The following is a 14783-nucleotide window of genomic DNA, read 5'->3' as shown; positions in this document are numbered from 1 at the left end:
CATCACTCTCCAGTCTGGCCGAACACGGTTCGCACCCGGCCGTCCATCTGTGCCGTGCCGTCGTTCAGATTGACGACCATCCGATCAGCCGAAAGGGCGCTTGCCCCCTGAGTCAGAAGCACATCACCGTTCAATGTCAGAATGCCGCTTGTCAGGTCATAGACAGCGCCGGTCGCTTCGGCGGCCTCCGTCTCGGTTGCAAATGTTACCCCGCCCGAGGCGTCGAGCCGGGCGATATCGCCTGTTTCGTCGCTGTAGATGACCTCGACACGGCCTGCAGCGATCCGCAATTCGCCCTGACCGATCACCACGTTGCCGGCGAAAACCGCCGACCGGCTGCCCTGATTCACGGTAAGCGCATCTGCCGTTATCTCGACTGCGGCCGTCGGGTCCGCGGCAAGTCCTCGCAAAGAGATGTCTGTCTGGGATGAGGCGGAGGTTCCGACAAATCCGATACATAAAACAATAATTGCAGCAAGTCGCACAACCAACGCTCCCCTGTCATGGCTCGTATATAAGTCGAACTCCGCCTTCGAACACTATCTGTTGACCATTGCCGTCGCTTTCTGGCCCGATGATGACGCGCCCTGCGGTCAGGCTCCCAAAGGGCGCCTGTGCCTCGAGCGGGCCATTCGAGACGATCGTGCCTGCACGAAGGTCTGCTGCCAATCCTGTTGTTTCCATCACGTAGCCCGAGGAAGAACTGATCCGGACCAGCCCATCCAGAACGGCACTCTGTGCCCTTGGGTCGATGCGCCCCTGCCCGGCGGCAACGACGACCCGGCTTCCGTCGGTGGCATCGATTTCGGCGCGGATGCGAAAAATTTCGAAGGCGTCGGCCTGGTCCGGGTCCGGCCTGACCTCGTCGGCCGCGATCGCGATGATCGATCCGTCATCCGATATGCCCGCGAAATACGGATCGGTAATCCGCGGCTCGCGCGCGATATCCTCGATTTCGGCATAGGGTAACGTGGGGTCCTCGGATGGTTTCCTCGCAAAGAGGAACATCGTCGACAACAGCATGATCGCGCCCAGCGGCAGCAATATCTTGAGGCCGGTGACAATGCGGGAATACAGGTTGTCGGCCCCGTCCATGTCTGCCTCCGGATTGCTCAGACCACGCCCGCCCTCAGGCAATCGTGGATATGAAGAATGCCCGCGACCTTGCCGGATCCGGGAGGATCGACAACGAAGAGGCAGGTGATCTTGGCGTCGTTCATGATCGACACTGCCTCTTCGGCAAGCGCGCCTTTCGAAATTGTTCGTGGCGCCCGTGTCATGACGTCACCCGCCATGTTGTCGAGCAGGTTGGCCATATGACGCCGAAGGTCGCCATCAGTGATGATGCCGCAAAGATAGCCGTCTTCGTCCAGAACACCAACAACACCAAAGCCCTTCTGCGAGATCGTCAGCAGGGCATCGCTCATTGGGGTGTGCGTTCCGACGAGGGGGACCGCCTCGCCGGCATGCATCAAATCCCCCACGCGCGACAGCCGGGCACCCAATTTGCCGCCGGGGTGGAAGTCCCGGAAATGCTCCGCCGTGAAGGCGCGCGCATCCATCAGCGCGATTGCCAGCGCATCCCCGAGGGCAAGGGTCATGGTCGTTGAATTCGTCGGCACGACGCCATGACCGCAGGCTTCGCCAAGGCTGGGCAGCATCAGGGCGAGGTCGGATTGCGCGATCAGCGTGCTTTCGGGATTACTGGACATCCCGATCAGACGGATGCCGAACCGCCGGGCATAGGCGACGAGGTTTGCCAGTTCGGGCGCCTCGCCGGAATTCGAAACGGCCAGCACGATATCCGAGGTCTGGATCATCCCCAGATCACCATGGCTGGCCTCGGCGGGATGTACGAAATGGGCGGGCGTCCCGGTCGAGGCGAGTGTCGCCGCGATCTTGCGTGCGATATGACCCGATTTCCCGATGCCCGAGACGATCACCCGTCCTTCGGCGGCAAGGATCATCTCGACCGCCGCGTCGAATTCGACGCTCAGCCCGTCGGCCAGCACGTCAAGTGCGCGCGCCTCTTCAAGGATCACACGTCGGCCAATCTCGCGATGATCCGGGGCATCAGCCATGTCAGTGGGCAAAGATATCGATTTCGGGCCACCCCTTGAGGTCTAGCCGGGCCCGCATCGGCAGAAATTCGAAACATGCGGCCGCCATTTCGGTGCGGCCCTCGCGGGCCAGCATCTCGTCAAGCCGCGCCTTCAGCTGATGCAGGTAGAGGACGTCTGACGCGGCATAATCAAGCTGCGCCTCGGTCAGGTTTTCCGCCCCCCAGTCGCTTTGCTGCTGATGTTTCGAGATATCCACGCCACACAGCTCCTGAAGCAGGTTTTTCAGCCCGTGCCGGTCGGTGAAGGTGCGCACGAGTTTCGAGGCGATCTTGGTGCAATAGACAGGCGCTGTCTGCGCCCCGAAGGCATTTTCAAGGGCCGCGATATCGAAACGTCCGAAGTGAAACAGCTTGAGGACATTCGGATCCTCGAGCATCCGGGTCAGGTTCGGCGCGGCTGTCTGACCCTGGCCCACCTGCACAAGATGGCATTCCCCGTCACCGCCCGACATCTGGATCAGGCAAAGCCGGTCCCGGTGCGGGTTCAGACCCATCGTCTCGCAATCGATGGCGACAATCGGACCAAGATCAAGCCCGTCGGGCAGGTCGCCCTGATATAGATGGTTCGCCATCTGTCCCTCGCTCTGGTGAAAGGCATGGTGCTCGGAAGAAGCGCCAACCTATTCTTCTTATTGCTCTTGACTGTCCATCCCTGATCCGGGGAATCGGAAAATCAGCGCGCATACTTGTCCGCGCCCTCCTGGAATGTCCAGACCTGTCCCTTCCGCGTGAGCGGATACCCGGTGCGACCCATGAGACGCCTTTCGGCTGGCCCGGTCACATCCGTGCCAACGGCCAAGTTCCCAGCCGGGCATGGCTGTGGTGGTGGGCCGGGCGAAGTCGTGGCCTGTGCAGTCGTGCTGGCGACGACGAACGCCATCGGCACGCGCTGATACCCTTGGATCAGGCTTTCGATCCGCCTACCCTGACTCCATGGGTCAGGTAACATCACTCTTTGCCCGAAAGGTCGTGGGCGTTGCGGGCGACGACATCGATGCACGGGCCGTCCTTCACGTCGCGGGGCTGGAGTTGGACGGACCGTGGGACCCAAGTCACATGCTGGATGAGGGCGACTTCTACCGCATGATCGAGATGATGGCCGAGCAGATGGACATCATGTCGCTGCCCCTGAATGCCGGCGCGGCGATGCGCCCTGATGAATATGGCGCCCTCGGCCTTGCCTGGAAGGCCGCCCCCGATCTGCGCGGTTCCTTTTCGCGCGTGGCACGGTATTGGCGGCTCTGGACCAGTGTCGCGCGATACGAATTGCAGGAAACGGATGCAGGCGTTCTGTTCATCGAACACCGCGAAGGTCCGCGGCGGCTGGGCATGCGCATCTCGATCGAAGCTGATCTGGCCAGCGGTGTGTCGCTGAGCCGTCAGGTGTCGCCAAGGCCATTCGCCCCACTCGAGGTTTATTTCAGGCATGCCGCGCCGGACACGTTGGCCCATCACGAGGCCTTTTTCGGCTGTCCGGTTCACTTTGGGGCAGACAAGGATGCGATGCTCCTGTCCCGACAGTCGTTGTCGGAACCCAATATTCTTGGTGACGAAGGGATCACGCGGTTTCTGGACTCCCACCTCGATCAGGAGCTTGCCCAGATCAGCGACGTGCCCGCCCTGCAGATGCAGACCAAAAGCGAAATCGCGCGCGCGCTTAGCGAAGGTCTGCCCAAGATGACGGATATCGCGCGCAGGCTGGGGCTCAGCGCCCGGTCCTTTCACCGCCGCCTCGCGGAACACGGGCTCAGCTTTCAGAGCCTGACGGAAGAGACCCGTCGCGAGATCGCCATCGCCATGCTGCAGGAGGAACGCTACGCGCTGTCCGAGATCGCGTTCCTCACTGGATATTCAGAGCAAAGCGCCTTCAACCGCGCCTTCAAGCGCTGGATGGGCGTGACGCCGGCGGCCTATCGGAAGTCTCTCAGATAAGCCGCGCTTGACCGGCGAGGTTGGCCGCCGGTGTCAAAACCCTGGCATGCGCGGTCAATACCGGCGGCGGGCAGTCTTTCTAAACCTTGGTCATCAACTTGACCCAAGGAGAACGAAAATGACTGATCACCCCATCCTCGTCATCGGCGCCACCGGCAAGACCGGCTCCCGCGTTGTTACCAAACTCGAAGCCAAGGGCGTGGCCGTCCGGCGCGGTGCGCGGCGCTCGGAGACGCCTTTCGACTGGGAAGACCCGGCCACTTGGGCCCCTGTTCTGAAAGGTGTCTCCAAGGCTTACGTCACCTATTTCCCTGATCTCGCCTTTCCGGGTGCCGTCGAAAAGCTGGAGGCCTTTACCAAGGTCGCGGCGGACAGCGGGCTGGAACATGTCGTGCTTCTGTCGGGCCGGGGCGAGCATTTCGCGACCGTAGGCGAAGAGGTCGTTCGCAACTCGGGCATACCCTTCACTATCGTGCGGGCTGCATGGTTCGCGCAGAACTTCAGCGAAGGTTATCTGCGCGACCCGATCCTTGGTGGCGCGTTGCCGATGCCGGGCGGCGACATGCCCGAGCCGATCATCGACATTGACGATATCGCCGATGTGGTGGTCGCCGCCCTGACCGAAGACGGCCATCAGGGCGAGCGCTACGAGGTTACCGGCCCACGCCTGATGACATTCGCCGAGATGGCCGAAGTGCTGACCGAGACGCTGGGCCGTCCGATCCAATACGTGCCGATCAGCTTCGATGACTTCCACGCCAATGTCGCGGCCTCCGGTGGTGAGTTCGTGGCTGACATCTTCACCTCGATTGCACGGGAAACTCTCGACGGTCGCAACGCCCATGTGACCGATGGCGTTGAACGGGCGCTGGGCCGCAAACCCCGTGACTTTGCGGAATTCGCAAAGACCGCGATGGCCACGGGCACCTGGTCTGTCGCCGCCTGATCCTCCTCACACCAAAGGCAGGAGACCTCGGTCTCCTGCCGCAACAACCCAATCCGGAGTTGCGACCATGTCGACCACTTTCTTCTTTCTCTCCCAATTCGCCATTCTCGCCTACGCCATCGTCGCGGGCGTCTTCCTGGCCTTCTCTGACTTCATCATGCGCTCTCTCGCGCTGACCGGGGGACACGGCGGCGTCGAGGCCATGCAGATCCTGAACCGCGAGGTCTTTCGCTGGGTCTTCATGACGTTGTTTCTGGGCATGGCAGCCGTTTCGCTGATCCTTGCGGGCTATGGCGCCTTTGGCCTGTCTGGCCCGGCGGGAACGCTGATTCTGCTGGCGGGTCTCGTCTACCTTATCGGGTGTTTCGGCGTCACTGTCGTCTTCAACGTCCCGATGAACGAGGCGCTGGCAGGGATGGAGATGTCGTCCGACACAACCCGGGCCTACTGGCTCCAGACCTATGTCCCGCGCTGGACCTTCTGGAACTCGGTTCGGACGATCGCCTGCGCCGCATCCGCTGCGCTGCTGCTTTTCGGGCTGCTTTGGGCGACCCAGAACCAAGCCCGGCCTGTATGATGGATGATCACGGAGGGGTGGTGCGCATCGCGTCTGCACCGCCCCTCAACGAACGTCTGCCGTCTGCCTTGATTGATCCGGAGGCGCTTGAATGGATATGATTGTTGTCATGGCTTATCTCTTTTCTCTCATGATCCTTGGGGTGATCGGCTTTCAGGTCGCCCTGATATTTGGCGCCCCTTGGGGTCGGCTGACCCAGGGCGGCCAGGTCGACGGCCCCCTGCCGCTTTCGGGCAGGATCGTTGCGGCGCTCTCGATCGTGATCCTGGCGGCCACCGCCTTGGCGATCCTGTCGGCCGATGGCTCTTGGCCAAACTGGCCGCGCTGGACAGCTTGGCCCGCCCTGGGCGTCATGGTCGTTTCAACCGTTCTGAACTGGATCACGCCGTCCGCGGCGGAACGCAAACTCTGGGCGCCGGTCATGACGGTGCTGTTGGCGCTCGCACTTGCGATCCTGTGGCTCTAGCCGACTGACCTTTTCACTGACCGATGAAATCGGCACGCCGCTCCAGCAGGGCTGCGCTGAGATAATCCATCAAAAGCCGCGCGCGCCGGACACGCTGCAGCGACCCGTGCAAGAGGATCCAGGTTGAGCGCCTTTGATCCAACCGGGTTCCCGGCACGCGCTGCAATTCCGGAAACACCGAAGGAGCCCAATTGGGCAGGAGCGTCATCCCCGCGCCGGCGCGGGCCAGATGCAGGTGCATCTGCGGGTCCATGACGATGTGCCGAATGCGGGCCTGCGCATATGGCGTGGCCGCAATCATCTCTTGCATCTCGGGCACTTCTCCGTACCCGATCCAGCTCAGCCCCTTTCCTTTCGGACCGGCCTTCGGCAATTCGACGTCGATATAGCTGCGGGACGCGAAGACACCCAGCGACAGCGGGAAAAGCTTTCGCCCGACGGCGTCTTCCTCAACCTCCAGAACATGGCGGATCGAGATGTCGGTCTCGTCCTTTTCAATCGAGTCGAGGAAGTATGACAGCTTCAGTTCGATCTCGATCTCGGGGTAGAGCGCTGCGAAATCCGCCAGAACCGGGGCAAGCACATAATGCGCCGTCATCGGATCGGCAGACAGCCGGATGCGCCCCGAGGCTTCACGATCCAGCCCTTTGACAGCGCTGAACCCCTTGAGCAGAGCGGCTTCTGCTTCGATGGCCTGCGGCAACAAACGCCGCCCCGCCGGCGTCAGGATCAGCCCGCCCGCGGTCCTGCGAAACAGCGTCGTTCCCAGTTGCGCCTCAAGCCCTTCGATCTGACGGCGCACCGTGGCGTGAGTGCCCTCCATCTGCTCTGCCCCGGCCCGAAGGGACCCGGTCCGCGCCACGGCAAGAAACGCGGGCAGCGATTTCCAATCCATCATGAGTGTATCATATTCGAACCTTAGCGGATTACTTCAGACAGTTATTGGATCAATTTAAATCCGGTATCTCCTGTCGCAGTCAAGAAAGGAGATTATCATGGAAGTCACATTCAATGCTTGGGACGTCAGCCGCTACGGTGGGCCCGCCGTCCTCAAACCTGTCACAAGGCCGGTGCCCACGCCGAAAGCCGGGCAAGTTCTGGTTCGCATCCGCGCCTCTGCGGTCTCGCGCGCAGACGGCATGATGCGCGCCGGGCAGCCGAAGTTCGCGCGACTGTTTCTGGGCCTCTCGCGTCCGCGCGCCGGATTGGTCGGAACCTGCTTTTCCGGCGATGTCGTTGCGGTCGGCGACAACGTGACCCAGTTCCGGGTCGGCGACGCCATCTTTGGCGAAGCGGGCCTTCAGTTCGGGGCCAATGCCTCGCACATCTGCATCGATGAGGGCGGCAGCATTCTGAAGAAGCCCGATACCGTCACCTACGAAGAAGCAGCCACATTGTTTGATGGGGCAATGACATCGTGGCACTTCCTGACCCGCGTGGTGCAGGTTCAGCCGGGCGACAGGGTTCTGATCCTTGGCGGGTCGGGAAGCCTTGGAACGGCGGCCATTCAATTCGCCAAGGCGCTCGGCGCGACGGTGGCGGCCAGTGCGAGCGCACGAAACGCAGACTTGCTTCGGTCGATCGGGGCGGATCACGTGGTCGACTACAGGGCCGAAGACCCCCTGACGCGAGGGGCCGGCTACGATGTAGTCTTCGACACGCTTGGGATTTCATCGTACCGGGCGGCCAGACCTGCGCTTGGCCAGGGGGGGCGGTATATGTGCCCGGTTCTGGGGCTCGGGCTGCTGCGGGACATGATCCTGACGGCATGTATCGGGCACAAGAAGGCCAAGTTTGCCGCGGCCGGCATGTCAAAGCCACAGGTCCATCGCGAAGAATTGTCGGAAGTCCTCGCTCTGATGGCCGAGAACCGCTTCTCGCCCGTGATGGATCGGTCCTATCCGCTCTCTGATCTGGTCGAAGCCCACGAATATGTCGAAACGGGCCGCAAACGCGGAAATGTCGTCGTCGTCTAGGGCAGTGATCACCTCGTGCCCTAATCTACCGGGCAAGCCCCGTGTCTCTTGATTGACGAGGAACACAGACCGTAGTCTGCGAAGATCAATCCGGGATGAGGCGAGTATCGTGACGGCGCAGACAATGGCAGCAGGCTTTGCGGCGGCCTTCGCAGATTATGCCTGCGATCACGGTGCAAACCGGGAAGCTCTCCTGACCGCGAGCGAGCTGACCGAGACTGATCTTTCGCATCAGGACAATCGCATCCCCGCGGCCTCGTATCAGGCGCTGATCTTGGCCGCGGTCCAGCAAACCGGGGAGACGGCCCTGTTGCTGCGGCACACTCTGGAATCGAAGCTCGAAACCATTTCGGTCGTCGGGCAGATCGTGCACAGTTCCGCGTCGCTGCGTCATTCGATCGAACAGCTTAACCGCTATCTGCACCTCATGGTCGAGGTTGATCTGCCGCCGGGGACGGACCGCTTCGAGTTGCAGCACACGGAAGCCGGGCTCTGGATCGTCGATCATCAGATCGTTCCGCATGATCAGTATCTGGGGGTCGAGGCCTCTTTCGCACGGTTCATCAGCGAATTCCGCCGGTCCTTTCCGGACGCGACGTTCGAAATCGGGCTTGAGGTCACCTATCCGCCCCCGCCGCACGCGGATCAGTATCCAGACCTGTTCCGGGTGCCCGTCCAGTTCAACGCGCGCCGCAATGCGCTGCAGATCGATCCCGTCTGGGACAGTCCGGACACGCTGTTCGAGCCGGGAAACGCCTATGCCTTTGGCATCTTCACCCGTCATGCCGACGCGATCCTCGAAGAATTGCAGTCGGAAACATCGATCCGCGCCCGGATTGAATCGCGGATCCTGCCAAGGATGCACGAGGGGACGATCTCGATGGATCGGGTGGCGAGGGACATCGGGATGAGCCGTCAGACCCTCTATCGCAGGCTCCGGGACGAGAGTGTCACCTTTGCCGAAATCCACGATGACCTGCGCCAACGCATGGCGATGGAATATCTGGGCGGTCAGAAGGTGACCGTGAACGAAACCGCCTACCTTCTGGGGTTTTCCGAAGCGTCGTCATTTGTCCGTGCCTTCAAGCGGTGGACGGGGCTCAGCCCGACCGCCTATCTGAACCGGGCCGCCTGATCCGATCTGCTACGAAGTGTCAATTCATTGATGCCTGCGGTCATGCCGTGACTGACGGCGACCGGTTACCTGCTTTCTCGATATCGAAACGGGGAAAGCAATGAAAACACGAGGCATCCTCCCGGGCGCTGGTTTCGTCCGCACGACGGTCGGTTCGGGCAATGCCGCGCACACACTCATTCATGATGGCGCGCCGGTACCTGCCGACGCCGCGCTCATGCATCACCTTCCAATCGAAAGGAAACAACAATGACACTTCGGCATATCGGCGGGATCGCCGCCCTGACCTGCGCGGGCACCTACATGTTCGGATTTGCCCTGCTGGTGACGATTCTGGCCCCGCTGGGCTTTGGCTCCAATGACGTCGATACGGCTGCGGTGGTCGAATTCACCCGGGCAAATCAGGCCGTCATGGTGACGTGGAACACGGTCATCTACATCGTCAACGCGCTTGCCCTTGTCCTTCTGGTCGTGGCACTGGCGGCCCGCCTGAAACCCGTCTCCCCTGACTGGAGCGTCATCACACTGGCCTTCGGTCTGATCTGGTGCACGCTGGTTCTCGGGGCAGGCATGATCGCCAACGTGGCCACCGAGCAGACGGTCGCCTTGGCGGAGCGCGATTTTTCCGCCGCGGTCCAGACGTGGGAGACCCTGCACGCGGTCGAGCTAGGCCTAGGCGGGGGAAATGAAATTGCCGGGGGTGTCTGGATTTTCTGCGTCAGCCTTGCCGGCCTTCTGCACCGCGCGTTTGGCAAGATCGTCATCGGTCTGGGTCTGCTGACCGGGGTTGGCGGATTGCTGACCATCCTGCCGCCGCTGGGTGAAACCGCAGGAGTCGTCTTTGGTCTTGGCGCCATTGCATGGTTTGTCGCGATTGGTCTGGCGCTTGTCTTCAACCGCGGCGGTGCCGGACCTGAACGAGGTTCTGCCAGCGACAGACAGTGCAACGGCGATTCCGGGAAAGTCGTGCCACAAGCCTAGGAACGTTCCCGCGATGGCTTGCTCTGATGTGCTGACCGAAGCCAGGTCAGCGGTCGACCTCCTGCGCCGGTCCGCACGGGTCCCGCACAAACCTGCCCGCGTGGCACGGTGGGTTTGTGCGGCCAGATCTCCCGGCTGATACGCGTCGGCACGATCCGGGGTGACTCGTCCTTGATCCGATCGACAAGAGGCCCGGACAGCACGCCCAAAGCCAAGTCGGTGTGCGAAGAGTTCCGAAACGTCTTGGGGCAAGTTTCAGTCCATTCACTGAAACTTGCCCCTCAAAGTCAGAATTCGAACTCGACCGTCGCGCCCATTGTCATGTTGCCGTCAGAGTCGACCCCGGCATCACCGTCGATCGAGCCATTTCCGATCGGGCGGCTTGTGCTGAGGTTCAGGCTACCCATCGCGTAATCCTTGCCCCAATCACCACTCAGTTCGAGAGCGTAGGATAGCTCGTCGTCGTCACCCACGCTTTCGATGCCGATTGAGCCACCAAAGCCGCAAACGCCGTCAAGTGAGCCGAGCGACTGGAAGCAGGACACTCGGGGATTGATCCAGAGATTCGCCATGCCATCGCTCAGCAAATGATCGCTGCGGATCTCCGAGTACAGGCGACCGCCCGAGATCGCGTCTAGGTCGAGGCTCCCGATCTCGGACAACGTTCCAAGTTCGGCCAGTACATCGACTTCGGCCGAGGGAGCGAAGATGTAGTCGAACCCTGCGCGCGGAGTAAGGGTGCTTTCCCCCAAGTCGAGTTCGCCCGAGATGGCGGCCCCGGCAAAACCGGCCATGTAGGTATAGTCCCCCGAGGCATCGATTGTCCCGACGGCCCGATCAAAGCTCATCGCGAACTCGTGGCGGCCCATGGCTGCACCCAGATAGTAATCCAGGAACACGGCATCGTGCAGACGCTGCGCGCCATAAACACCACCGTTGACCCCGAACCCGGTGACTTCGCCCGATGCCAAGCCGGTAACGTCGGATTGGCTGCCGTATACCCCGGCGAAGTATCCAAAGACGCTCTCGGTGCCGCTGTACTGTTCTCTGCGATAGGACAGCGTGATGGCGCTTTGCGTCTGGCCTTGGCCGGTATCGGTATAGTTCAGAGATCCTTCGTAAATCTCGCGACTGTCAGTCACGCAATTCTGCGAATCCTGCCGGAAGCGACCATCGGCCGTAGTCCCAGCCTCGGACGCATTTGCATTGAACGAGCGCACGAGATTGAATTCGTCATCACATGCGCTGACGGCCTCTGTCTGATTTCCCAAGAGCCGGAATTCGACACGGCGGTTTTGAGCCTTGCCGGTTTCGGTCGCATTGCTGGCAATGGGCTGGCTTTCGCCATAGCCGCGCGCAATGAAACCGGCAGTGTCGACGCCGCGGTCGGCCAGTGCACCCAGCACCGCATCGACGCGCCGCTGGCTAAGATCGTTGTTGTATGATTCCGACGCATCGCTGTCAGTGTGACCGGCAATCTCGAAATCGACACCGGGGCAGGCCATCAGGATCGTTGCAAGCTCGTTGATCACGACTTGGGTCTGGGGCGTGATGATCGCCTGACCGACGTCGAACCGGATGTCATTTTCCGACAGATGTGCATTGACTTGATCGAGGCAGGCATCCGCGCTCCGGTTGCGAAGCCGGTTGAGTGCATCAGCGGAATAGCCGCTGATTTGCCGGCTTTGCATGGCAAGCGTATTGACCAGGTCCTCGTTCAGGATCGCTCTGAGATCTACCTCGATTTCGGAAATCAACGTGTCACTCTCTAGCACAACGATCTCGGCGCTTGCTGTGGCGCAGTTGGTCGGATTCGCGGTTTCGCAGATTTGATATGCAATCGTGTAGATGCCTGACGTCGTGCCGGGTGCCACAGTGACCGTACCATCCGCGTTGATCGAAATCGATCCGGATGCAAGCGTCGGCAGGGTGACCGGCGTCAGACTGACAAGCGTCGGATCTGTGATCGCGGTTCCGTCGATGGTGTCGTTGCTCAGCAATGACACGGTCGAGGTTGCTCCGTCGGCACCGTTGAGGAGGATCGGCCCGTCATCGGACGCGATGATCTCTGCCGGAGCCAGAATGACGACGCTCAGGGTTGCCTCGGTCGACACACGGCCCAAGACATCCGACACCACATAGGCTGCGGGCGTCGGCGAGCCGGAGAAGCCCGCATCGGGCGTGAAGGTGACCAGACCCGTGGTCGGATCGATCGTCCAGAGGCCTTCGCCCGGAACCCTCAATGCCTTGCCGTCGGATGACAGGGTCGACTCAGCTGGCGCACCCGTGCCGGTAAAGACAACCGTTGTCGGATCAAGCGGCACTGTGCCGCTGTCATTGTTGAGCGGATTGATCGTCACGGGTCCTGGCTCGGTTGCCTGAACAGTGTCGTTGGTGGCAATCGGCGGTTCATCGTAGTCGATGCTGACAAATGCCTCATTCGAGGTATTCCCGTCATTGTCATCGACCGTATAGGCGACCGGCGTAGGATCGCTGTTGAAATCCGCCTCTGGAGCAAAGGTGATTTCTCCAGTGCTGGAGTTGACGGTCCAGACACCTTCGCCGGGAACGGTCAAAGTCTTTCCGTCCGACGAAAGCGTCGCTTCGGCAGGCGCACCGGTCGCCGTCAGAACAACGGAGGCCGCGACAAGTGTCCCGTCGGCGTCGCTGTCGTTGTCCAGAGGTGCAACGGTTACGGAGACGACAGACGGATTGGTTGTGGCATCATCGGCAGCAACGGGCGCATCGCCGAAGTCGATGGATACACGCGCCTCGTTCGACGTGTTTCCGTCCAGGTCGTCGACCGTATAGGTGACCGGCGTCGGATCGGTCGTAAATCCGGCTTCAGGCGTGAAGGTGATCGCGCCGCTTGTTGCGTCCACGGTCCAGACGCCCTCCCCCGGCACAGTCAGTGTCTTGCCATCGAGGGACAATGTGGTGTCGGGCGCATCAGTACCGGTCAGAATCACGGTTGCGGCGTCCAGAGCACCGTCTCCATCTGTGTCGTTGGCGAGCGGATCAACGCTGATCGGACCGATTGTACCGCTGACGAAGATGTCGTCGACGGCAACGGGCGCATCGCCGAAGGTGACGCTCACGGTCGCCTCGTTGGACGTGTTCCCGTCATTGTCGTCGACGGTGTAGGAAGCGGGCGTCGGATCGGCCGTGACGCCGGCCTCGGGCGTGAAGGTGATCGCGCCGGTGGTCGCGTTGACGGTCCAGGTGCCTTCGCCCGGCACGGTGAGGGTCTTGCCGTCGGATGCAAGGGTCGAGCCGGCGGGCGCACCGGTTCCGGTCAGGACGACCGTCGTGGCATCGAGCGTGCCGTCGGCGTCGCTATCGTTGCTCAGCGGGGTGTCGGTCACAGGCCCAATGGGCCCGCTGACGAAAGTGTCATCCACAGCTGCGGGCGGTTGCGCATCATAGTCGATCGTCACGGTTGCCGAGTTGGAAACCTGTCCGACATCATTTCGGAAGGTGTAGGTAACCGGCGTTGGATCGCCGGTGAAACCGGCTTCCGGCGTGAAGGTCAGGTCACCGGTCGAGTCATCCTGGCTCCAGGTGCCTTCGCCAGGGACGGTAAACGACACCACATCGCCTGCCGTGTCCGTCGAAATGCCGGTCGCTCCGCTCGGTGCAGCAACGCTGACCGCCTGACGCACGAACTCGGAGGGTTGCAAGCTGTTGTTGTTTGGCGGGTTATCGTTCGCAAGCGCTGCGGAATCGTTCAGCAGGATTGAAACGACGGCCGCACTGTTTGTCGCGACCCCAGTCAGGGTGTCATCCGCAGCTACGGGCGAGGTGAAATCGCCGCATTCATAATCGATGGTGTCAGCGGCCGAATAGGTCGGATTGTCCAACCGAATGAAGAAGTTGTTGTCTGCCGTGCGACCCATCGTGAAGGTCGACTGGTTCGAGTAACTGATTTCAAGGCCGGATTCGGGCTGGTTGCTGTATTCCTTGTCTCCGATCAGGCTGAAGGTCTCGGGTCGGCCGGCGACAGTACCAAAATCACGCCCGGTGGTCGCGGTTTGGTCGATGCGGATCCAATCGACAGTGCCTCCGCAGACGGGCACAAAGATTCGTTCGTTGTTCGGACCATCAACGTCGTTAAACTGGACATGGATATCCGCCGTGACTGGGACACCTCCAGTGTTGGTGGTGATGTTATGCGTTCCGGCTTCATAGAGGGTCCAGCTGATGAAGACGGGGTCCTGGCCCACCGATCTAATCGCCGGGCGGTTTGAGATCGTTTCGAAATTGTGGTTCTGGGTGGCAGTTGTCATTTCGGCCACGATATCGACCGTCGTTCCGCCAACGGTCCCGCCGCTCAGCCAGATCGCTCGTTTGCCAGCCCCTGAACCGACCTGCGTCGGCGAACCGACGTTGTTGATCGTCAGTGATTGTGCGGACGACTACGACGCAGCTCCGACAAGACACGCGGCAAAAAGACCCAGTAATACCGCGCGCGGCTTTGCGATAAATGACATGATGTTCCCCGATCCCCGGCTGTGCGAGACAGCACTGCAAACAATTCCGACTAGGCTCGAACGGGCCTGACCTACCAACCTTCACTTCGGAGGCCCGCACCGCGATTGCTCATGCGGATGGGCAGCCGATGGCATCTTCGGAGCAGGAAGACCGATAC

Annotated in this window: 14 protein-coding genes; 8 read left to right on the top strand and 6 right to left on the bottom strand. The window is 61.2% G+C overall.

Translation table 11 applies throughout. From position 1 onward, the window contains the following. Positions 1–2: 2 nt before the first annotated feature. From EP376_RS10445 to EP376_RS10430, 4 genes are all read right to left on the bottom strand, one after another. Positions 3–416, bottom strand: a complete 414-nt coding sequence (locus EP376_RS10445) for an LptA/OstA family protein (RefSeq protein ID WP_420837128.1) — start codon at positions 414–416, stop codon at positions 3–5. Positions 417–501: 85 nt separating this feature from the next. Beyond that, positions 502–1095 carry a hypothetical protein gene (locus EP376_RS10440; protein WP_127655473.1) on the bottom strand — a complete coding sequence of 198 codons (594 nt, stop codon included), beginning with the start codon at positions 1093–1095 and terminating at the stop codon, positions 502–504. 17 nt (positions 1096–1112) lie between these two features. Then, positions 1113–2081 carry a KpsF/GutQ family sugar-phosphate isomerase gene (locus tag EP376_RS10435; protein ID WP_127655472.1) on the bottom strand — a complete coding sequence of 323 codons (969 nt, stop codon included), beginning with the start codon at positions 2079–2081 and terminating at the stop codon, positions 1113–1115. A gap of 1 nt (position 2082) precedes the next feature. Continuing rightward, complete coding sequence (locus tag EP376_RS10430; protein ID WP_127655471.1) at positions 2083–2694, bottom strand: ribonuclease D; 612 nt, start codon at positions 2692–2694, stop codon at positions 2083–2085. A 180-nt stretch (positions 2695–2874) separates the two neighbouring features. Here EP376_RS10430 and EP376_RS22975 point away from each other — a divergent pair, with 180 nt between their 5' ends. The 5 genes from EP376_RS22975 (at position 2875) to EP376_RS10410 (ending at position 6043) form a co-directional block, all read left to right on the top strand. Further along, on the top strand, positions 2875–3015 hold the full coding sequence (locus EP376_RS22975) for a hypothetical protein (protein ID WP_164744905.1): 141 nt from the start codon (positions 2875–2877) through the stop codon (positions 3013–3015). A 40-nt stretch (positions 3016–3055) separates the two neighbouring features. After that, positions 3056–4054, top strand: a complete 999-nt coding sequence (locus tag EP376_RS10425) for an AraC family transcriptional regulator (protein WP_127655470.1) — start codon at positions 3056–3058, stop codon at positions 4052–4054. Positions 4055–4172: 118 nt separating this feature from the next. Beyond that, positions 4173–5000: an NmrA family NAD(P)-binding protein gene (locus EP376_RS10420; RefSeq protein ID WP_127655469.1), complete on the top strand. Its 828-nt coding sequence runs from the start codon at positions 4173–4175 to the stop codon at positions 4998–5000. 67 nt (positions 5001–5067) lie between these two features. Next, entirely contained in the window at positions 5068–5577 is a 510-nt protein-coding gene (locus EP376_RS10415; RefSeq protein ID WP_127655468.1) for an anthrone oxygenase family protein, read from the top strand. 91 nt (positions 5578–5668) lie between these two features. Further along, entirely contained in the window at positions 5669–6043 is a 375-nt protein-coding gene (locus EP376_RS10410) for a hypothetical protein (RefSeq protein ID WP_238928717.1), read from the top strand. Between the two features lie 13 nt (positions 6044–6056). Here EP376_RS10410 and EP376_RS10405 read toward each other — a convergent pair whose 3' ends face one another. After that, entirely contained in the window at positions 6057–6941 is an 885-nt protein-coding gene (locus EP376_RS10405) for a LysR family transcriptional regulator (protein ID WP_127655467.1), read from the bottom strand. 97 nt (positions 6942–7038) lie between these two features. On the opposite strand from EP376_RS10405, the gene EP376_RS10400 reads away from it, so the two are divergent. The 3 genes from EP376_RS10400 (at position 7039) to EP376_RS10390 (ending at position 10135) form a co-directional block, all read left to right on the top strand. Further along, positions 7039–8019, top strand: a complete 981-nt coding sequence (locus tag EP376_RS10400; protein WP_127655466.1) for an NAD(P)-dependent alcohol dehydrogenase — start codon at positions 7039–7041, stop codon at positions 8017–8019. 109 nt (positions 8020–8128) lie between these two features. Then, the gene (locus tag EP376_RS10395; protein ID WP_127655465.1) at positions 8129–9154 is read left to right on the top strand and encodes an AraC family transcriptional regulator; all 1026 of its coding nucleotides are present in this window, start codon (positions 8129–8131) and stop codon (positions 9152–9154) included. Between the two features lie 249 nt (positions 9155–9403). Further along, positions 9404–10135, top strand: a complete 732-nt coding sequence (locus tag EP376_RS10390; RefSeq protein WP_127655464.1) for a DUF4386 family protein — start codon at positions 9404–9406, stop codon at positions 10133–10135. Positions 10136–10422: 287 nt separating this feature from the next. On the opposite strand, the gene EP376_RS10385 is transcribed toward EP376_RS10390, so the two are convergent. After that, the gene (locus EP376_RS10385; protein ID WP_127655463.1) at positions 10423–14421 is read right to left on the bottom strand and encodes an Ig-like domain-containing protein; all 3999 of its coding nucleotides are present in this window, start codon (positions 14419–14421) and stop codon (positions 10423–10425) included. Positions 14422–14783 lie beyond the last annotated feature (362 nt).

Source organism: Alexandriicola marinus (genome assembly GCF_004000435.1).
GTDB classification, from domain to species: Bacteria; Pseudomonadota; Alphaproteobacteria; order Rhodobacterales; family Rhodobacteraceae; genus Alexandriicola; species Alexandriicola marinus.
Note: the sequence above shows the minus strand (reverse complement) of the source record. Positions and strands in the feature narration are given on the sequence as shown.